This window comes from Thioalkalivibrio sp. AKL10 (genome assembly GCF_000381845.1).
Lineage (GTDB): Bacteria > Pseudomonadota > Gammaproteobacteria > Ectothiorhodospirales > Ectothiorhodospiraceae > Thioalkalivibrio > Thioalkalivibrio versutus.
In genome coordinates, this window is the sequence record NZ_KB907142.1 from 482512 (window position 1) to 502046 (window position 19535).

Consider the following 19535-nt stretch of genomic DNA (forward strand, 5'->3'; position numbering starts at 1 on the left):
AAGGCGACCATGCGCTTCGTGCAGGAAGGGCATGGCCTGGAAGTGATTGGCCGTCCCCGCAAATCCGCAGAGCGAAATGGGTTTGGCGGCAACATCCACCCACTCCGCGATCTTCGAGTCCTCTGTGGCGCAACGGCCTTGGCCCTTCTTCGGGCCTTCACGCGCTTGGCGCTAGCAAACGCGGGCTATTCTTCGGCCTCGGCGTCGCCCGGGCTTTCGCAGCGGTTGAGGAGGTCGAAGTGCTCGATCCCTTCGAGGAGGCCCCGCGCGTGCGTGGCCCCGGCGAAGAAGATGCGCTGGAAGCCGCGCAGGCTCTCCAGCTCTGGCTGGTGGTTGCCCACCACCGTCCCCAGCAGGCGCCCGCGCAGCATGTCCTCGTCGTTACCGGAATCGCCGGCGACCAGCACGTGCTCCAGCGGGATGCCCCACTTGTCGGAGAGATAGCGCACCGCCAGGCCCTTGGAGGCGCGCACCGGCAGCAGGTCGAGGAACCGGTCGTGCGAGTAGATCACCCGGGCGTGCAGGTCCTCGCGGTACAGCCGGGTCTCCACCGTCTTCGCATCCAGACTGCCGGGCGGCTCGACGAAAAAGCTGACCTTGAATGCGCGCTGGTCGACATCCGGCTGAAGGACCAGATTTTTCTCCTGCTGCAGACATTCACGCAGCCGGTCCGGCTCCCAGCGATGACTGATATGTCGCGCCCAGCCGCGATCCTCGGTCTGCTTGGTGCCGTAGTGGATCTCGCTGCCCACCGAGGTGATCCAGACGTCCGGGGTGGGCACGCCATGCTCCTCGAGGATCGCCGCGGCCGAATCGATGCGCCGGCCGGTGGCGACACCAAAGGCAACCCGCTTGCGATTGCGCTTGAGCCAGGCGACGAAGGCACGAGTGGCCTTGTCATCGCCCAGCAGGGTGTTGTCGATGTCGGTGATCACGGCGCGATCCATCTGCGCCAGGTGGCCGGAGACCCGGCGCTCGTGGTGGCGCTCCTGGCGCACCTCGCGGGTCAGCGACTTCACCAGCTTGACGTATTTCTCGGCGTGGCCGTCCCAGGAATAGTGCTGGCGCACGCCCTTGAGCCCGGCGCGCGAGTAACGCTGCCAGCGCGGACGATCCGCCAGGATGCCCTGGATCGCGTCGGCGATGCCTTCCGGGTCCAGCGGATCGATCAACTGGCCGTTGTGGCAGCGCGAGATGATCTCCTCCGGTCCGCCGTCGTTGGTGGCCACAATGGGGGCGCCGCTGGCCGCGGCCTCGATCAGGGTCAGGCCGAAGGGCTCGGTCAGCGCCGGGTTCACGAACACGCCCTTGCTGGAGGCCACCAGGCGGTAGAGATCCGGCACGTCGTCGGAGTCGTGGTGCTTCGGGTATGCCACCAGGCCATGCAGGTCGTGGCGATCGATCCGCAGGAGCAGATCGGTCATGACATCGCGCGCGCCCTTGTCGAGGTCGGCGATGTCGTCACGGTTACCGGCAACGATCAGCAGGTTCGCGTTCTCGCGCAGCCAGTCATTCCCGGCGTAGGCCTCCAACAGGCCGCGGATGTTCTTGCGCTCGTCGGCGCGCGACAGGGCCATGATCAGCGGGCGATCGGGGGTTTCCAGGAAGCGCCGGACGGCGGCCCAGATCGGGGGCTTGCGCTGGCCCCGTTTCGGCGGATGGAAGCGCGTCAGGTCGGTGCCCGGCGGAATCACCTCCATGCGCTCCGGCTGATAGTTGTCGTAGGTCGCGTACTGTTCGCCAATCTCCTGGCGGGTACTGGCAATCACGCGGTGGGCATGGGCCAGCGCCTCCTCCTCGGCATGAATGCGGGTGGAGATGTTGTAGCGCGCCTCGATGTCGGCGTCCGACATCCCGCTCTCGCGCAGGCGTTCGCGCTTGACCCGCCCCAGCGAGTGGCCGGTCTGCAGCATCGGCGCGCCCAGCAGGTTCGACAGCTGCACCGCGACATGCCCGGCATCGGCGTAATGCCCGTGGATCACGTCCGGCCGCAGCCCCACCCGCCGGATATGCCCCAAGGCGTTGTCGGCGAAGCAGTCCAGATAGGGCCAGAGCTTCTCCTTGCGCAGGTAGCGCCGCGGGCCGCAGTCCAGGCGCACGATATGGGCCCCGTCGCCCAGGTCTTCTTCCGGTTCGGCGTAGTCGGCGGATACCTTGCTGTCAACCACCCGCCGGGTCAGCAGGTCAACCCGGCCGACCTGCGGGTGGCGGGCCAGCGCGCGCGCGAGTTCGACCACGTAGAGCGTCTGCCCGCCGGTGTCGGCGTCGCGACCCAGCTCCAGCTCCCGTCCGCGGACCAGGCCGTGGACACTGATCAGGACGAGATAAAGGCCTTCACCGTCGCGTGACTTGCTCTGGGTCTTTTTCATGGCACCTCGGGTTCCGGGCTGTCAAACAGGCTGAGGGTCTCGGGGTTGTCGATCAGGCCCTGCGAAACAAGCACCGCGGTCGCCGACCAGGTCTGGCGATAGTTGGCTCGCCGGCCGACCAGACGACCATGGCGCCCGTCGTAGTACTCCGGCCAGTTATCGCGATACAGACGCTCGGCCGCGACCGCATGCACGCTACGCGCGAGATCCGGCCGCCCGACGCGCAGGGCCGCGCCGGTGAACGCCCACAACAGTGCCGGCCAGTTGCCGCCGTTGTGGTAGGACCACGGGGTGTTCTTGGGATCGGACCCGGTCAGCAGGCGCCACTCCTCGCCCACCATCGCCGGATAGCAGATCTTGACCGGCATGGTCCCGATCAGGTCCTCGAAGCGCTGCTCGAAGGTCTGCATGATCGACCGCGACTGGTGCTCGTCGGCCAGCCCGAACAGCACCGCCAGCAGGTTGCCGAAACTGAAGAAGCGAAAGTCCATGCGTCCGGGGCCGAGGTTGCCGACCAGGTAGCCGCTCTCCGAGGGGATCCAGTCCACCAGCCAGTCGGGGATGCTCTCGGGATAGATGTTCAGCGAGTTCTCTGACTCGTGGCCGAAGTGCTCGGTGCGATAGCGATGGATATCGTTCAGCCGCTCGAGATCCAGCCAGTAGTAATTGCGAATGTAATCGGACAGCTGCCGCGTACGAATCGCGGACTGCTCGCACAAGAGCTCCGAGTCCTTGTCGCAGGGTTCGAGCATCGCCAGCGAGGCCTTCAGCATCCCGTAGAACAGGGCCTGGATCTCCAGCGGGTGGCCGAACACCCCCATGCGCCGATCGATCATGAAGCTGCCGTCCGGCACCAGCAGGGTCGGGAAGACCTCGAAACGGTCCTGCAGGCAGATGCTCAGGATCAAGCGGATGCCGCGCTGCACATCGGCACTCTTGATGAAATCGGTATCGCCCGTGCGGTTCTGGTAGGCCCGCAGCAGCAGCACCCACCACATCATCGAGTCGACCGGCGCCACACGCCCGATCGCGCGATCGCCGAAGTCCGCCGCCAGGGACTCGCGCCCGTTCTCGTCGGTGAACACGCGGAAGCTCGCCGGCATCACCCGCGGCAGGCGGCGATGGCCCTCGATCTCTTCCTGGGTATCGCGGATCTGCAGGATCAGCGCGAGGAAGTCGCGCACCACCTCGGGCTCGTCGTTCAGCAGATAGACCAGCCCCGACGGCACAAAGTCACGGATGAAGCAGTCGGCATAGTTTTCCGCAGGCGCCCGCTCGTCCAGGCTGGCCACCGTGCCCACCGTGCGCCCGCGATAGCGCACCTCGGCATCGTGCAACAGCTGGTAGGCGGATTCGAGCGTCGGATTGCGGGCGTCGGGCGGGAGCTGATTCATAAACACCGGGTTCAGGGAAACGCTAGTTGATAATGTACTCACTCGCGCGCGAGTCGATTGTGTTTGCAGACACGGCTCGGCGAATGAGGTGAAACCATGCTACATGAGCGCACCGCCGCGCTGGATGCGACCACGCATCGACCGCCTCCTCTTTCACTGGTTCGAGTCGCATCACTCCGATCAGGCCTGCTCGGGGTGACGCGGCAGCGGCGGCTCCGCGGCCGGGCGCGCGAACAGGTAGCCCTGACAGAGATCCACGCGTTCCTTGAGCCAGCGCCACTCGTCCACAGTCTCCACGCCCTCGGCCACCACCCGGATATCCAGATCCTTGGCCAGCTCGATGATCTTTTCGAGGATCTTCTGCTGGTAGATGTCCTGGTCGATCCCGCTGACCAGTTCGCGGTCGATCTTCACGAAATCCGGGCGCAGTTGCGACAGCATGTTGAGCGATGCGTACCCCGCCCCCAGGTCGTCCAGGGCGACCTGGAACCCGGCGCGGCGATAGCGCTCGACGATCCGCGACAGGTGCTCCATGTCGTTGACCTGGTCGCTCTCGATCACCTCGAACACGAAGCCGGCGGGCCCCGGCTGGCCCGGCACGCGAGACATGATCTCGCGCACGGTCGTTTCCAGGCAGAAGGCCGGGTCATAAATCGCGGTCGGGTTGAAGTTGATGAACAGATGGCTACGGACCCCGCGCTCACTGGCACGACGGATGGCATTGATCCGGGCGGAACGATCCAGATGGAACAGCAGCTCGGCATTGCGCGCCGTCTTGAACAGGTCCAGCGGCGGGATGATGTCGCCATCCGGTGTGGAGGCGCGCACCAGGGCCTCGTAGGCAAAGACCTCGGTGGGGTTCGCGGCATGCACAATCGGCTGGAAGTGGAAGTCCAGGGTGTCGTTGGCCAGGATCGCCGAGAGATCGCGCGCGTTGTGCCGCGCAATCAGCGTGGACAGCAGATGGGTGTCCTGCAGATGCGCCAGCCCGAAGTCCTCGCCTTCCGGCACGAAGGTCGCGCGGCAACCGGCCTGCTCGGAGCTGCTCAGGGCCTGCTCCAGCCGCACCAGCATCTCGCCCAGCCCGCCGGCACCCTTGACCGGCAGGGCCAGGATGCCCGAGCTCGGCTCTGCGCAGGGCAATTGCTCGTCCACCATGCGTTGACGCAGGGCCGCGCGGGTGTGCGCCAGCACCGGTGCCAGGTAAAGAGTGCCGGAGGCCGCCGGCAGCAGATCGATACGTTCGCAATCGGGACAACCCACGACCACCTCCAGCGGTCCAGTCTTTGGTCACCCGGCCGAGAACCGGGGATAATTTTCCCGGTCCACCGGAAGACCCATTCTCGGTTCGCAAACAATAGCATCAACCCGGAGATCACATGAGTTCATCCCCACGCCCGACCGACGCCGAACTGCGTGACCGCCTGACACCGGAGCAGTATCACATCGCCCGCGAGGGCGGGACCGAGCGGCCATTTACCGGCGCCTACAACAACCACAAGGCCGACGGCCTCTATCACTGTGCTGCCTGTGGCGCGGCGCTGTTCGATTCAAAGGCCAAGTTCGACTCGGGTAGCGGCTGGCCCAGCTACACGGCCCCCGTGTCCGCTACTGCCGTCGACGAACACCGCGACCGCACTCTGGGAATGGAGCGCACCGAGGTACGCTGTGCCGCCTGCGACTCCCACCTGGGCCACGTCTTCCCGGACGGTCCGGAACCCACCGGGTTGCGCTACTGCATCAACTCGGCGGTGCTCGAGTTCCATCCGCGCGGCTGACCCAGTTACCCGAACCGGGCCATGAGGCCCGGGCCCAATGCCGAAGGGAATCTCATGTCCGGCCAGACCACCCCGCGCGAGCGCGCGAACGTCCTGATCCTTGCCCTCGGCCAGGCCCTGTTCCTGATCGCCGCGGTCACCGTGATGACCCTGAGCGGCGTGGTCGGCGAGCGCCTGGCCAGCGACCCGTCGCTGGCCACCCTGCCGGTCGCCGCGATGATGATCGGGACCCTGGTCATCACCCTGCCGGCGTCGCTGTTCATGAAACGCTTCGGAAGGCGCACAGGCTTCCTGCTGGGGGCGGGTGTCGGCGGCTTCGGCGGGGCGGCAATCGCCGCGGTCGGGGTATTCGCCGAGGCCTTCTGGATCTTCGTGCTCGGCAATCTCCTGCTGGGCGCCTACCAGGCCTTCGCGATGTACTACCGTTTCGCCGCGGCGGATGTGGCCAGCGACGCCTTCCGCCCGCGCGCCATCTCGCTGGTCATGGCCGGCGGCGTGGCCGCGGCCTTCCTCGGCCCGTGGAACGCCCACCATGCCCAGGCCCTGCTGCCACAGACGCCGGAAGCCGGTCCCTACCTTCTGCTCGGGGCACTGGCCCTGCTGGCCATGCTGCTGCTGGCCTGGCTGCGCGTACCAGCACCCCCGGCAGCAGAACGTGCCATATCCCGCCCCCTGCGCGAGATCATGCCCCGGGGCCGGTTCGTCGTTGCGCTGACGACGGCCGCCCTAGGCTACGCGGTGATGATCCTGCTGATGACCGCAACCCCGCTGGCCATGCGCCAGGCCGGCTTCGACATGGGCCAGGTCGCCCTGGTGATGCAGTGGCACGTGCTCGGGATGTTCGCCCCCTCCTTCGTCACCGGCCACCTGATCACGCGTCTCGGACTTACGCGCGTGCTGGCGCTGGGCAACGCGCTGGTGCTTTTCAGTGTCGCCATCGCCGCGCATGGCGAGACGCTGGCGCACTTCTGGCTGGCGTTGTTCCTGCTGGGGGTCGGCTGGAACTTTCTGTTCATCGGCGGTAGCACCCTGCTCACCACGACCCATACGGCCGGCGAAAAGGGCAAGGTCCAGGGCGTGAACGACCTGACGGTGTTCACCCTGGTCGCCGCCGGTTCGTTGCTGGCCGGTGCGCTACTGCGACCGCTGGGCTGGGATGGCCTGAACCTGGCGATGCTACCGGTGATCGCGGTACTGACCGTCGCCATCCTCTGGCTCTGGCGCGACGACGCCCACGCCCCGGAACGCGCCTGACCGGTCCATTCCCGCCGACCACGCTCGTCCTCCCGCCGTGCGGTCCGCGATCATGGCGCATCATCGGGTGTTTAAGGTGGCTTCGGTCTGCCACCTGCCATGTTGTGGCAGGCCCCGGTTCGTCATCGGTGTTTACGTGCCTTCGTCCGGCCGCCTGCCGAGCGCTGACTCGCCAGCGCGCCGCGAGGTACTTTCTTGCTTGCCCAAGAAAGTACCCAAAGAAGGGCACCCGGATTCCGCCCGGGAACCTTGCTCCAGGGCCCTCGGGCCGGCGGCGCTGAACTCGCTACGCTGCGCTTCGCTCAGACATCCAGCGCCTTCTCCCGGCCCGAGGACCCTTCCGCAAGGGGCTCCATACGGGAGGGGAACGTCAAAACAGCAGATATTCCGGCCCCGTGGCACAACAAAAGGCACAGCCGCTCGAACACCCCCGGCGCCCGCTACGCGGGCGCGGCACGCCATGGCCGCAGGCCGAGCGTGCCGAAGATGTATGAAGACCTAGCCATTATCCGCTGGCAAGAACGCTGGGATCGCCGTTGTTTGGACCTGCCTCCCCGTTGTCGTCGCGCCGAGTGGAGAGGCTTTTCGCGGGAGAAAAGGCGCTGGATGTCTGAGCGAAGCGCAGCGTAGCGAGTTCAGCGCCGCCCGCGAAAAGCCTCGGAGCGAGGGAAACCCCGGCCCGCGCAGCGGGCCGGGGTCGCGGCAGTCGGGCGTGTTTCTTGGGTACTTCTTTGCACGAGCAAAGAAGTACCTCGCGGTGCGCTCGCGAGAGAGCGCGTGGCAGGCGGTCAGACGAAGGCACGTAAACACCGGAGGATGAACCAAGCCTAGCCACAACCGTCGCCGGCAGCAGTCCGCAGCCGTCTACCGAAATCCTGAGCGATCAGGGCGAGGCGCGGGCGCCCCTACGCTCGCCATCGACGTCATCGACCTCGGCGTCGAGGTCATGCAGGCGGCGGGTGGTCGCCAGCGGCGAGGTCGTGCCGCGGGCGACCAGGCGGTAGGCCGCGGGGATCACGAACAGCGTGAACAGCGTGGCGAACAGCACGCCGGAGAACACCGCTACCCCGATCACGAAGCGCGTCTCCTCGCCCGGGCCGGAGGCCAGGATCAGCGGAATCGAACCGGCCACGGTGGTCAGCGCTGTCATCAGTACCGGCCGCAGACGCATGCGCGAGGCCTCGAGGATCGCGGTATCGAAATCGCGCCCGCGATCGCGCAATTGGTTCGCGAACTCCACGATCAGGATGCCGTTCTTCGCTGCCAGCCCGATCAGCATGACCATGCCGATCTGGCTGTAGATGTTCAGCGTCTGACCGGTGACCGTCAGTCCGATCAGCGCCCCGACCACCGCCAGCGGCACGGTCAGCATGATCACCAACGGATGGACGAAGCTCTCGAACTGCGCCGCCAGGACCAGGAACACCACCAGCAGGGCCAGCGCGAACACGAACAGGATGGCCTCGGAGCCACTGCGCAAATCCAGCGACTCGCCCTTGTAGTCGATCCCGGCCTCGGCCGGCAGCAGCTCGGCCGCCTTCGCGTCCAGGGCGTCCAGGGCCTCGCCCAGGGTCATGCCGTCACGCAGCCCGGCGGTCAGGGTCACCGCGCGCGAACGGTTGTAGCGCTCCAGCGACGACGGGCCGGCCTGCTCCTCGTAGGTCACCAGGCTGGACAACGGCACCATCGAGCCAGAGCTTGAGCGCACGTAGAGGTTGTCGATATCCCCGGGCGTGCGGCGCTGGTCGGCCAGACCCTCGATGATGACGTCGTATTCCTCGCCGCGATCGACAAAGGTGGTCACGTCGCGACCGCCCAGCACGATGTCCAGCGTGCGCCCGACATCGCGCATGGAAACGCCCAGGTCCCCGGCCCGATCCCGGTCCAGACGCACGTTGAGCTGCGGCTGGGTGGGTTCGTAGTCCAGGTCCACACGGGTCAGACCGTCGATGCCCTCGGCGGCCTCGCGCATGATCTCGCCCCATTCCTCGAGCTGATCGTAATCCGGCCCGGAGATGACAAACTGCACCGGCGGACCGATACGGCCACTCGAGAGCCCCTGACGCATGATCACCCGCGCCTCGACTCCCGGCATCTCGTCGATGATGCCGCGGATCTGGTTGATGACCTCCTGGCCCGAGACGTCACGGTCATCCCAGTGCTCCAGGATCGCGATCACGAAGCCGTTGTTCATCAGCTCCGAACCACCAAAACCGCGCGGCGTGCGCACCAGTGCACGGCGAATCGGGCCATCCTCGATCAACGGCTGGATGCGTGCCTCGACCTCGGCCATCTGCCGGCTCATGTACTCGAAGTTGGCGCCCTCGGGGCCATCCACCAGCACGAAGAAAGATCCGCGATCCTCCTGCGGGGCAAATTCTTCGGGCAGTTCCGCAAACAGGTACCAGCCGCCCGCCAACACGGCGGCGAGGAGCGGCAAGACCAGCCAGGAGCCCTTGAGCCCCTTCGCCAGTATCCGACCGTAGCCAGCCTCCAGCGCGGCAAAGCCGCGGCCGATATAACGCGCCACGCCGGTCTCGTCGTCGCCCTTGTGCATGAGGCGCCCGGCCAGCACGGGGGCCAGGGTCAGTGCCACGATGCTGGAGAAAAACACGGCAATGGCCATGGCGATGGCGAACTCGGTGAATAGCTGGCCCACCGTGCCGTCGAGGAAGGCCAGCGGCACGAATACCGCGATCAACACGGAGGTCGTCGCGACGATCGCGAAGCCCACCTGCCCGGCGCCGCGATAGGCCGCCAACAGTCCCGGCTCGCCGCGCTCGATGCGCCGGTGGATGTTCTCCAGCATCACGATCGCGTCATCCACGACCAGGCCGACCGCCAGCACCAACGCCAGCAGGGTGAGCAGGTTGACCGAGAATCCGAACAGGCTGATGCCGATGAAGGCCGCGGTGATCGCCACCGGGACGGTCACCGCCGGGATCAGGGTCGCGCGCCAGCTGCCCAGGAACAGGTAAATCACGAACACCACGGCCGCGGTCGCCACCGCCAGGGTGATGTAGACCTCGCGGATCGCGCCCTCGATGAACACCGATTCGTCGTAGGTGGTCACCAGCGAGGTACCCTCCGGCAGGGAATCCTGCAGGCTGGCGGCCATGGCCTTCACCCCATTGGCCACCTCCAGCACGTTGGCATTGGACTGGCGGATGATCCCCAGCCCGATCATGTCCTCGCCATTGCCGCGGAACTCGCTGCGCTCGGTATCCGCGCCCACGTTCACCTCGGCGACATCGCCCAGGCGCACCAGTTGTCCGCCCTCGCCACGCTTCAGCACCAGACCGGAGAAATCCTCGGGCGTGCGGTACTGGCGCTCCACGCGCACGGTGAATTCGCGCTCCAGCGAATCCAGGCGCCCGGCCGGCAATTCCACGTTTTCCTGCTGCAAGGCGTCAGCGATGTCGGTCACGGTCAGCTCGCGCGCGGCGAGGGCCTCGCGGTCGACCCAGATACGCATCGCGTAACTGCGGGCGCCGCCCCGGCGCACCAGCCCCACGCCATCCACTACCGAGAGGCGGTCGATCAGGTTGCGCTCGGCGTAGTCCGCCAGCTCCAGCGCATCCATCGTGGTGCTGGCAAGGTTCAACCACAGGATCGGGTTGGAATCGGCATCCGCCTTGGTCACTTCGGGCGGGTCGACTTCGTCGGGCAGATCGCCCAGTACCCGGCTGACCGCCTCGCGCACGTCATTCGCGGCGGCGTCGATGTCGCGACTCAGATTGAACTCGATGGTGATGCGCGAGCGCCCGTCCTCGCTGGAGGACTGCATGAAACGGATCCCCTCGATCCCCGCGATGCGGTCCTCGATCCGCTGGGTCACCTCGCGCTCGATGATCTCGCCACTGGCGCCCGGATAGATGGTGTCCACCGACACCACCGGCGGATCGACATCGGGATACTCGCGCAGAGGAAGGCTGTCGTAGGCGATCAGGCCGAAGGTGATCAGCAGCAGGTTGAAGACAATCGCCAGCACCGGCCGGCGATTGGCGACGTCCGAGATAATCATGTGTCGGCCCCGGCCTCGCCGTTGCCGTTATCGGAATCCGGTGCGCGCGGCGGGAGCACACGCACTTCCCGCCCGTCACGGACCCGCGAGACCCCTTCGGAAACCACGGTATCCCCCGGCTCCAGGCCATCCAGCACCTCGGCGTAGCCCGGGTCGCGGCGGCCAATACGGATGCGCACGCGCTCCACCGTGCCGTCGTCGCGCAGCCGGAACACGAAGTGCTGATCGGCGACCTGCTGGATGGCACCCTCCGGCACCCCCGGGCGTTCGACCGGGTCCAGCGGCAGACGGATGTTTACCAGCATGCCGGGGCGCAGCAATAGATCGGGATTCTCGACCAGGGCGCGCACGGTCAGGGTACGGGTAGCCACGTCCAGACGATTGCTGACCGCCGCCACCTGCCCTGCGAACTCTCCGCTCGCGCTGCGGCCCGCTACTTCCATACCCAGACCGATGGCGGCGGCATGGCGCTCGGGCACGGCGAAATCCACTTTCACCACCGATACATCATCCAGCTCCACGATCGCGGTACCCGGACTCACCAGGGAGCCGGGGCTGACCTGGCGCAAGCCCAAACGGCCACTGAACGGAGCCCGGATCACCCGGTTCGCAACCCGCGCCTCCGCGGCGGCCAGACGGGCCTCGGCCTCGTTCAGCCGCGATCGCTGCTGATCCACCTGTTGCTGCGTGACCACGCCATCGGCCACCCGGTCGCGCACACGGTCCAGTTCGCGCCGGGCCTCGTCCACCTGCACGCGGATCTCGCGCAGGGCGGCGCGTTCTTCGTCGGCGTCCAGGCGCACCAGCACGTCTCCGGCCTCGACCGCATCGCCATCATCGAACAGGATTTCGACCACACGCTCGGTCACGCTCGCGGTCACCACGACCGACTCGTTGGCCTCCACCGTGCCCAGGGATTCGACCATGGTCTCGAAGGTGCGCGGAGCCACCTCGCTGACCCGCACCGGCGTGCGCTCGTCGCGTTGGGACGCGGCGGGGGCATCGCCTCCCTCGTCACGGGCGCCATCCTCGGGGCCGAACGCAAACCAGGCCGCGGCCACGATCGCCACAACCAGGACCAGCCCCAGGAACCCGCCTATCGCCTTCACTTGCCTTTCCCCCGACACGAATGCGGCCCGGCATCTAGCCGGGCCACGGTTGAACCTCCCAACAGTGTAACGACCGTCACGTTTCGTCGACGTTCCGCAACACGGCCGGCAGCTCGCCCAGGGGGCGGCCATGCGGCCGGGTGTAGTCAATCATTGGCCCCTTCGGCACGATGCCGCTGGGGTTCAACATCGGGTGACTGCCGTAGTAATGCGCCTTGATGTGGTCCATGCGCACCGTCTCGGCCACCCCCGGGCGCTGGTACAGCATGCGCAGATAGGCGGAGAGGTTCGGGAAGTCCAGCAGCCGCTGGCGATTGCACTTGAAATGGCTGTAGTACACCGGATCGAAGCGCAGCAGCGTGGTGAACAGCCGCCAGTCGGCCTCGGTCAGTCGCTCGCCAACCAGGAACGGCTGGCGTGCCAGGCGCTCCTCCAGCCAGTCCAGGGTCTCGAACAGACGGTCGAAGGCCGCCTCGTAGGCCTTCTGGCTGGTCGCGAAGCCGCTGCGATACACCCCGTTGTTCACGTTCTCGTAGACCCGCTCGTTGACCGCGTGGATCTCCTCGCGCAGATCTTCCGGATAGAAATCCAGGGTGTTGCCGGTAATACCGTCGAACGCGCTGTTGAACATGCGCACCATGTCCAGCGACTCGTTGTTCACGATGCGGTCGGTCTGGGTATCGAACAGCGCCGGCACGGTGATGATGCCGGTGTAGTTTGGATCGGTACGGGTGTAGAGCTCGTGCATGTAGCGCGAGCCGTGCACCCGGTCCCCGGTGCAACCGTCGCAGTCATCAAACGACCAGCCGGCGTCACCCATGTAGTGGTGCACCACCGAAACCCCGATATGCGGCTCCAGACCCTTCAGTTTGCGCAGGATCAGCGTGCGGTGTGCCCAGGGGCAGGCGTAGGAGACATACAGGTGATAGCGCCCTGACTCGGCCGGATAGCCGCCGTCACCCATCGGGCCCGGCGAACCATCCCTGGTGACGTAGTTACGATACTGCTGGTCCTGGCGCACGAACTCGCCGCTCTCGTCCGACTCTTCTTCCAGCCAGCCCTCGCGCAATTCACCGTTGATCAAAAGACTCATGCCATGCTCCTGCCGTCTGAGCCCGGCACCGAATGCGCGCACGCCTCAACGGCTGAATGTATGTGATAGCCCGATCATCCCATCGATTTTATCGAAGATAAATCGCGTTAAATGCGGTCAACCGTTCTACAAAATCGAACGAACCCGGTTCAGGAGGCCCGCAGGGTGCCGTCGAAATAGCGCGTCAGGAAGGTATCGAAGTCCAGCTCGTCCGCCTGCTCGATGGCCGCCTGATCGGCCAGGCTCTCGCGGGCCAGGGCCTCCAGCGTCTCGGCGCGCGGCAGCGGCCCGTTGAAGCGAAAGGCCTCGCGGTGCTGGGCCGACAGGCGGCGCGCGTAGGAGTAGAACCCCTCCTCGCGCGCCATCATGTCTTCCAGCATGCGCGCGGACGGGGTCAGATCCGCCTGCTCGACCTTGCCCCACTGCTCACTGAGCGCCCGGCGGTAGGGGTCACCCGGCAATTCCTGATCCAGAACGGCCGCCACCGGTCGCATCAGCGCCAGCAGCTCGCGCGCCCAGGCCTGGAGCGCAACGCTCTCGCCCCCCCGGCGCAGCTCGAGGCCCGGGCGACGCCCGTAATGCGCGACGTCCAGCAGGTTGCGGTCGATCGCGTCCAGCTCGCCGTCGGCCAGCAGCGGGCTCGGCTGCAGCAGACAGGCCAGCGCGAACACCTCGAGAAAACGCAGCTGGGTCTCGTCCACCCCCAGTGGGTGCTGGGCGTTGATGTCCACCGAGCGCAGTTCGACGTATTCGATGCCACGCGCCTCCAGGGCGTCGGTCGGCTTCTCGAAACGCTCCAGCGGCTGCTTGGGCCGCACGGTGGAGTAGTACTCGTTCTCGATCTGCAGGATGTTGGCATTCAGCTGGCGATACTCGCCATCCACCTTCACCCCGATGTGCTCCCACTCGGGGCTGGGGGTATTGATCGCACAGCGCAGGGAGTCGACATAGCCGGCCAGCGAGTTGTAGTCCGCCTTGATGCCGGTGTCCGCCTCCTTGCGGTTGGTGTAGCCGATATCGCCCATGCGCAGGCTGGTGGCATGCGGCAGATAGGAGGTGTCGTCGTCGAAATCCTCCAGCACCGCGCCGTGGCCTTCGAGAAAGGAGTTGCAGACGGCCGGCGACGCCCCGAACAGATAGGGCACCAGCCAGCCAAAGCGCAGCAGGTTGCGGATCATCCCCATCATGCGCTCGTCGCGGAAGGCGCGGCCGTCGGGCGCACCGAGCACGTCCGCCAGGGCCGGCCAGAATTCCGGGCGCGGGGAGTAATTGAAGTGGACCCCGGCGATCACCTGCATCTTGCGTCCGTAGCGATGCCCGAGACCGATGCGGTAGACGGTCTTCATGCGCCCGGCGTTGGAGGCACCGTACTGCGCGACCGGAATCGCATTGTCATCGGCCGTCACACAGGGCATGGAGGTCGACCACAGGGTCTCGTCGCCGACGTTGGCGGCGGCGAAGGCCTGCAGGTCGTGCAGGAAGCCGAGGGTCTCGCGTACATCCTCGAACGGCGGCGTCACCAGTTCCAGCAGCGCCTCGGAGTAATCCGTGGTGATGTATGGATGCGTCAGCGCGGATCCCAGCGCGGCCGGGTGCGGCGTAAGCGCCGGCGAGCCTTCCGGCCCGACCCTCAGGGTCTCCTTTTCCAGCCCGATCTGCCCGTGCAACCCGACACCCGCCAGCGCCTCGGCCAGCTGGTGCGTCAGATCCTGCAGCTTGCGCTCGTCCGTACTCACGTGATGGTAACCCTGCGGTCATCGAAACCCGGCGAACATACCCGAATGCAGCGCCACGGTCACATACGACCCGGCGCGGTCCGCGAGGTTCGTGCGACGCCTGCACCGCAAGCGGTTCCCAAATGGCCTATAACAAAGTTGCGGGGTACACGGAATGCTGCAACGTTCATCCAGCATGCTCGACTTCTTCGCCCGGGGACGTGACGCGCCGTTCCTGGAGGAGGCCCGTGCGCGACCCGATCTCCCGGTGCCGATGATCGAGAACGCGCACCCGGCCGGCCACCTGAGCACCCCGCCAGTCTGCGAACTGATGCTGAGCCAGTCCGTGGGCACCCCCTTTCGCTACCACTGTGACATCGGGGCCGGTCCGTTCTCCGGTTGCGCCGGCCCGCGCGAATTCGTGGTGATCGCCCCGCAGGTCGCGGGACGCTGCCATATGCGGGACCCGGCACGCATGCGGTTTTTCGGCATCCCGCCCGAGCTGGCCCGGGACTGCCTGGAGCGCGACCCCGGCGATCCGCTGGACTTTGGCCACCTGCATACCCGCCACCACCGGGACCCCCTGATCACCCAGGCCCTGGATGCCCTGTGGCAGGAGATGGACCGTGACGACCCGGCCGCGCAACTGTTCGTCGAGAGCATGCTCGCCGTTCTGGTTGTGCGCCTGGCCCGCATGGCCGAACACGACCGGGACCTGGACAGGCGCCGGGGCGGCCTGGCACCGCACCAGTCGGCACGGGTGATTGACTACATGCAATGCCACCTGGATCAGCGCATCACGCTGCGCGATCTGGCGGCCCTGACCGGACTCTCGCCCTGGCACTTCGCGCGCGCCTTTCGCGATACGCACGGCCTGCCACCCCATCGCTATCTCACGCGCCTGCGCGTGGAGCACGCCCGCGACCTGCTGACCCGAACATCACTGAGCATCACCGAGATCGCTGCCGCGACCGGCTACTCCCCGCAACAGCTGGTCCGCCATTTCCGCCAGGCCCTGGGTATGGCCCCCGCGGCATACCGGCGCCAGCATTAAAACGGATTCATGCGCCCCTGAACTCCACCGCAAGATTCGCCCCACCCCCGCAAGATCGTGACCGCCCGCAAGGGCTTCCCCGCCTAGGCTCGAAGTAACGCCGACACCCGGCCCGGCTTGTCCTGGCGGAGGTCCACTGTATGCCGTCAGCCCCGCAATGCCTGTCACCCCCATCTGCCGCCGAGGCCTTCGGCGAGCATCTGGTCAACGTGCTCAACCACGGCGCGCTGTGCCTGACCCTGTCGATCGGGCACCGCACCGGGCTGTTCGACCACATGCGCGACCGGCCGCCTGCCACCTCCGGCGAGATCGCCGCAGCCGCGGGCCTGAACGAGCGCTACGTACGGGAATGGCTCGGGGCCATGGCCACCGGCGGCATCGTCACGGTGGATGCGGATGGCCCACGGTTTGCCCTGCCCGCGGAACACGCCGCCTGCCTGACGCGCGCGGCAGCGGCCGACAACCTGGCCGTGTTTGCGCAGTACATCGGCCTGCTGGGTGGGGTGGAGGACACGATCGTTGCGAAATTCCGCACCGGCGGTGGCGTGGGGTACGAGCACTACACGCGCTTCCACGAGGTGATGGCCGAGGACAGCGGCCAGTCCGTACTGTCGTCACTGGAAAGCGACATCCTGCCCCTGGTTCCGGGCCTGACCGACCACCTCGAGCGCGGCATTCAGGTCCTGGATATCGGCTGCGGCAGCGGGCGCATCCTCAACCAGTTGGCCACGCTCTACCCGCACAGCCGGTTCACCGGCCTGGACCTGTCCACAGAGGCTATCGAGCGCGCCCGCGCCGAGACACGCGCCACCGGGCTGGGGAACGTCGAATTCATCCAGGCCGACGCGGCCGAACTGGATCGGCATGTCGCCGCGCAACAGTTCGCGCTGATCACCACCTTCGATGCCATCCACGACCAGGCCGACCCGCTGGGCGTACTGACGGGCATTCACCGCGCGCTCGAGTCCGAAGGCATCTACCTGATGCAGGACATCCGCGGCTCCGGACAGATTCATGGCGATCTCGAGCATCCGCTCGGACCCTTTCTCTACACCATCTCCTGCATGCACTGCATGCCGGTATCGCTCGCCCGGGGCGGACCCGGCCTGGGCGCGATGTGGGGCGAGCCCCGGGCACGTGACTACCTGGAGCGCGCCGGCTTTCACGACATCCGGGTCCACCAGCTGGTCCACGACCCTCAGAACAACTGGTACGTGGCCACCCGTTAACGACGGCGCGAGGAGGACTCATCCATGACCACAGCCAATCCCTACGAACGCCTGGGCAGCAAGGCAGCATCTTCGACGAGGGGAACACGGATGCATCTGCAACGGCACCGGCGGCCTGCAGGGACCGCGACAGGCTGACCATCCATCGCGGCATGAACATCCGCGAGGAGGCGTTCGCCGCCGTGGTCGACGACCTCGCCGAGACCCTGGACGGACTCGGGATTGGGCAGCGCGAAAAGGAAGCGCTGCCGATGATCTCCGAGTCACTGAAACCGGAGATCGTTCGCGTCTGACGCGCCTTCACCCACCCACCTGGAGGACACGATCATGAAAACACTCACACCCATCGCCGCCTTCACGCTGGCCACTGCACTGGCGCTGTCCGCCCCGCTGGCAGCCACCGAGCCAGACGACCACTTCATCATCCGCGACTGCGAACAGTCGCGCGCGGACCTGGCGGGGGCGATTCGCGAATACGCCGAAAACGAGGAGGACTGGATCTTTCTGGCCGAGTTCGACCTGGCCGGCGGTGACATCACCGCGCTCAAGGTCTGCTACCTGCCGCTGGGACCGGACATCCTGGATGCCGGGCTGCATGTCGGGGCGATGATGCCCTGCGGCCACATCGGCCTGTACGAGGAGGACGGGGGCACGAAACTGTCCATGCTGCACCCGAAGTTCATGACGACGCTGCAGCCGCACCCGAGCCTTGAACGTGCCGTGGAAAACGCCGAGCCCGCCTTCGAGGCGCTGCTGGATCATGTCCTCGGTGGGTCGTAGGGACGCCGCGCCAAGCCACCCCGTCGGTTTGCCACGAGGCGCCCAATGCCCGGCCCAGGGTTGACGGTCGTCGCATGGACGCTTCTGGCTCTGGCGGGGCTGGCCCTTCCGGGCGGCACCGGGACGGCGGAGGAGATGCAGGTGGATACCGACCCCGACAGTGGGCTGATGACCTGGCACTGGCAGGGCGAGGGGCTTTCTCTGGACCTCGCACAGCGGCTCCCGGACCAGACCCGCGCGTTCTTCCTGGGCCGCGGGTTCGACACCGAGGATGCGACGTTCATCGCCGGCCACTGCGTGTTTCAGGGCGTCCTGCGCAATACCGACCGCAGCGCATCGGCCACCGTGGACCTGCGCCAATGGCGCAGCCAAACGCCCAACGGGGCCGCGCGACCGCTCCCCAACCGCGACTGGCAGGACAAGTGGGCGAGCCGGGAGGTTCCGGAAGTAGCCCGCATCGCCTTTCGCTGGGCCTTGTTCCCTGGCGAACACCGGTTCCAGCCCGGCGACTGGCTGATGGGCATGATCGTCTTCAAGCACCCGCCCAGCACGACATTTGATCTGACCGTGCACTGGCGGCAGCAGACGACCCTGCGGCAGTCCACCCTGCCCGATCTGCGCTGCGCCGGGGAACCGGAACGGGACGAGGCCGAACCATGATGAACCGGCGCCGCTTCCTGGCTGCAATCCCCGGTGGCCTGCTCGGCCTTTCGCTGCGGTCCGTGTGGGCGGAGGCCACGCACCTGACCGCGCTGGATCCACGCCCCAAGGGCCCGCCCCTGGCACTGGAGGACATCGATGGGCAGCACCACCGACTGGAGGACTATCGCGGACGTGTGGTGGTGGTGAACTTCTGGGCCACCTGGTGTCCACCCTGTCGCGACGAGCTGCCGTCGTTGCAACGGCTCTGGGAGCAGTTGCGCGATGCGGGCCTGGTGGTGCTTGGCGTGAACGTGGGCGAAGACGCCGATCGCATCTTCTTCTTTACCGCCGACTACCCGGTCGATTTCCCTCTGCTGCTGGACCAGGATTCCGCCACCATCGACCGCTGGCCGGTTCGCGGCATCCCCACCACGTTCATCATCGATCCCGAGGGCCGCATCGCCTACCGCGCCATCGGCGCCCGCGACTTCGATCATCCACGCCTCCTCGAGCGCCTGCGCGCGCTCGGGCTCGACTGACAGCCCGCTGCAGCGCCCATGGCGCTTTCTGCGGGGCGGCGGCCTTCCCGGATATCGCGGCCGCCCGGTATCCCGATGCCGGCCGATCTTGTAAATTAGCAATCCCTAATAATCAAGGGATGAGACGTGGAGTCGTCCGGAGAACACCGCAGCTGGGAGGACCGGGTCGTGGATGCGCTACGCGCGCCCGCGACCTGGCTGTTCGTGCTGGGGCTCGTGCTCGGTGCCGCCGCCGTGCACTGGGGCGTCGAGCGCCCACCGGCCGAGGGGGCGTTGATGGTCACGGTGCACAATGACAGCGACGTGCTGATCCAGGCGATCCACTTCGACTTCGGCCACGACCTGTCGGAATCGAGCATCCGCGAGGGCCAGATCCGCCCCGGGGAACACCGGCGGGTGGCACTGAACCATGTGCCCGCCGCCGGCTTCAACATGGAAATCCGCTACGCCGACGGGCAGGTACAGGAGTTTTGCGCCAACCGCGGCGTGGAAGGCTGGGAACAGGAAGTCCGGGTCTACCGCTAAGGACACACCGCCCCGGCCAGGTGTTCAGGT

The 19535-nt window shown here is 66.7% G+C and carries 16 protein-coding genes and 1 pseudogene; 9 read left to right on the plus strand and 8 right to left on the minus strand.

Going from position 1 to position 19535, the window contains the following annotated elements:
* Window positions 1-185: 185 nt before the first annotated feature.
* From G333_RS0102360 to G333_RS0102370, 3 genes are all read right to left on the minus strand, one after another.
* Window positions 186-2369, minus strand: a complete 2184-nt coding sequence (locus G333_RS0102360; protein WP_019627559.1) for an HAD-IIB family hydrolase — start codon at window positions 2367-2369, stop codon at window positions 186-188.
* Complete coding sequence (locus tag G333_RS0102365; protein WP_018168395.1) at window positions 2366-3763, minus strand: glycoside hydrolase 100 family protein; 1398 nt, start codon at window positions 3761-3763, stop codon at window positions 2366-2368. The genes G333_RS0102360 and G333_RS0102365 overlap by 4 nt, the downstream gene beginning before the upstream one ends.
* Before the next feature lie 180 nt (window positions 3764-3943).
* Entirely contained in the window at window positions 3944-5026 is a 1083-nt protein-coding gene (locus G333_RS0102370; RefSeq protein WP_018938892.1) for an EAL domain-containing protein, read from the minus strand.
* Between the two features lie 116 nt (window positions 5027-5142).
* Here G333_RS0102370 and msrB point away from each other — a divergent pair, with 116 nt between their 5' ends.
* Together msrB and G333_RS0102380 are read left to right on the plus strand one after the other, a co-directional pair.
* Window positions 5143-5541, plus strand: coding sequence for a peptide-methionine (R)-S-oxide reductase MsrB (msrB, locus tag G333_RS0102375; RefSeq protein ID WP_019627560.1), 399 nt, complete (start codon window positions 5143-5145; stop codon window positions 5539-5541).
* Window positions 5542-5595: 54 nt separating this feature from the next.
* Window positions 5596-6795 carry an MFS transporter gene (locus G333_RS0102380; RefSeq protein WP_019627561.1) on the plus strand — a complete coding sequence of 400 codons (1200 nt, stop codon included), beginning with the start codon at window positions 5596-5598 and terminating at the stop codon, window positions 6793-6795.
* 302 nt (window positions 6796-7097) lie between these two features.
* Here G333_RS0102380 and G333_RS15215 read toward each other — a convergent pair.
* The 5 genes and pseudogenes from G333_RS15215 to gshA form a co-directional block, all read right to left on the minus strand.
* Window positions 7098-7304, minus strand: a pseudogene (locus G333_RS15215) (hypothetical protein).
* A gap of 374 nt (window positions 7305-7678) precedes the next feature.
* Window positions 7679-10819, minus strand: a complete 3141-nt coding sequence (locus G333_RS0102385) for an efflux RND transporter permease subunit (protein WP_019627562.1) — start codon at window positions 10817-10819, stop codon at window positions 7679-7681.
* Window positions 10816-11928 (minus strand): efflux RND transporter periplasmic adaptor subunit, encoded by a 1113-nt coding sequence (locus G333_RS0102390; RefSeq protein WP_019627563.1) that lies wholly within the window; start codon window positions 11926-11928, stop codon window positions 10816-10818. The genes G333_RS0102385 and G333_RS0102390 overlap by 4 nt, the downstream gene beginning before the upstream one ends.
* Window positions 11929-12004: 76 nt before the next feature.
* Window positions 12005-13021, minus strand: a complete 1017-nt coding sequence (locus G333_RS0102395) for a glutathione S-transferase family protein (RefSeq protein ID WP_019627564.1) — start codon at window positions 13019-13021, stop codon at window positions 12005-12007.
* A 149-nt stretch (window positions 13022-13170) separates the two neighbouring features.
* Window positions 13171-14757, minus strand: coding sequence for a glutamate--cysteine ligase (gene gshA / locus G333_RS0102400; RefSeq protein WP_019627565.1), 1587 nt, complete (start codon window positions 14755-14757; stop codon window positions 13171-13173).
* A gap of 175 nt (window positions 14758-14932) precedes the next feature.
* Here gshA and G333_RS0102405 point away from each other — a divergent pair, with 175 nt between their 5' ends.
* From G333_RS0102405 to G333_RS0102435, 7 genes are all read left to right on the plus strand, one after another.
* The gene (locus tag G333_RS0102405) at window positions 14933-15790 is read left to right on the plus strand and encodes a helix-turn-helix domain-containing protein (protein ID WP_019627566.1); all 858 of its coding nucleotides are present in this window, start codon (window positions 14933-14935) and stop codon (window positions 15788-15790) included.
* Window positions 15791-15930: 140 nt separating this feature from the next.
* On the plus strand, window positions 15931-17019 hold the full coding sequence (locus tag G333_RS0102410; RefSeq protein ID WP_019627567.1) for a class I SAM-dependent methyltransferase: 1089 nt from the start codon (window positions 15931-15933) through the stop codon (window positions 17017-17019).
* Window positions 17020-17171: 152 nt separating this feature from the next.
* Window positions 17172-17312 (plus strand): hypothetical protein, encoded by a 141-nt coding sequence (locus G333_RS15140; protein ID WP_019568445.1) that lies wholly within the window; start codon window positions 17172-17174, stop codon window positions 17310-17312.
* Between the two features lie 34 nt (window positions 17313-17346).
* Window positions 17347-17799, plus strand: coding sequence for a DUF302 domain-containing protein (locus G333_RS0102420; protein WP_018144698.1), 453 nt, complete (start codon window positions 17347-17349; stop codon window positions 17797-17799).
* Between the two features lie 45 nt (window positions 17800-17844).
* The gene (locus tag G333_RS0102425; RefSeq protein ID WP_019627568.1) at window positions 17845-18459 is read left to right on the plus strand and encodes a hypothetical protein; all 615 of its coding nucleotides are present in this window, start codon (window positions 17845-17847) and stop codon (window positions 18457-18459) included.
* Window positions 18459-18980 (plus strand): TlpA disulfide reductase family protein, encoded by a 522-nt coding sequence (locus G333_RS0102430; RefSeq protein ID WP_026340860.1) that lies wholly within the window; start codon window positions 18459-18461, stop codon window positions 18978-18980. The genes G333_RS0102425 and G333_RS0102430 overlap by 1 nt, the downstream gene beginning before the upstream one ends.
* A gap of 126 nt (window positions 18981-19106) precedes the next feature.
* Window positions 19107-19505 (plus strand): hypothetical protein, encoded by a 399-nt coding sequence (locus tag G333_RS0102435; RefSeq protein WP_019627570.1) that lies wholly within the window; start codon window positions 19107-19109, stop codon window positions 19503-19505.
* Window positions 19506-19535 lie beyond the last annotated feature (30 nt).

Excerpts from the sequence above, each read along its gene's own strand:
- G333_RS0102360 (WP_019627559.1), bottom strand. The coding sequence starts at position 2,369 with ATGAAAAAGACCCAGAGCAAGTCACGCGACGGTGAAGGCCTTTATCTC.
- G333_RS0102365 (WP_018168395.1), bottom strand. The coding sequence starts at position 3,763 with ATGAATCAGCTCCCGCCCGACGCCCGCAATCCGACGCTCGAATCCGCC.
- msrB (WP_019627560.1), top strand. The coding sequence starts at position 5,143 with ATGAGTTCATCCCCACGCCCGACCGACGCCGAACTGCGTGACCGCCTG.
- G333_RS0102380 (WP_019627561.1), top strand. The coding sequence starts at position 5,596 with ATGTCCGGCCAGACCACCCCGCGCGAGCGCGCGAACGTCCTGATCCTT.
- G333_RS0102385 (WP_019627562.1), bottom strand. The coding sequence starts at position 10,819 with ATGATTATCTCGGACGTCGCCAATCGCCGGCCGGTGCTGGCGATTGTC.
- G333_RS0102395 (WP_019627564.1), bottom strand. The coding sequence starts at position 13,021 with ATGAGTCTTTTGATCAACGGTGAATTGCGCGAGGGCTGGCTGGAAGAA.
- G333_RS0102405 (WP_019627566.1), top strand. The coding sequence starts at position 14,933 with ATGCTCGACTTCTTCGCCCGGGGACGTGACGCGCCGTTCCTGGAGGAG.
- G333_RS0102410 (WP_019627567.1), top strand. The coding sequence starts at position 15,931 with ATGCCGTCAGCCCCGCAATGCCTGTCACCCCCATCTGCCGCCGAGGCC.
- G333_RS15140 (WP_019568445.1), top strand. The coding sequence starts at position 17,172 with ATGAACATCCGCGAGGAGGCGTTCGCCGCCGTGGTCGACGACCTCGCC.
- G333_RS0102420 (WP_018144698.1), top strand. The coding sequence starts at position 17,347 with ATGAAAACACTCACACCCATCGCCGCCTTCACGCTGGCCACTGCACTG.
- G333_RS0102425 (WP_019627568.1), top strand. The coding sequence starts at position 17,845 with ATGCCCGGCCCAGGGTTGACGGTCGTCGCATGGACGCTTCTGGCTCTG.
- G333_RS0102430 (WP_026340860.1), top strand. The coding sequence starts at position 18,459 with ATGAACCGGCGCCGCTTCCTGGCTGCAATCCCCGGTGGCCTGCTCGGC.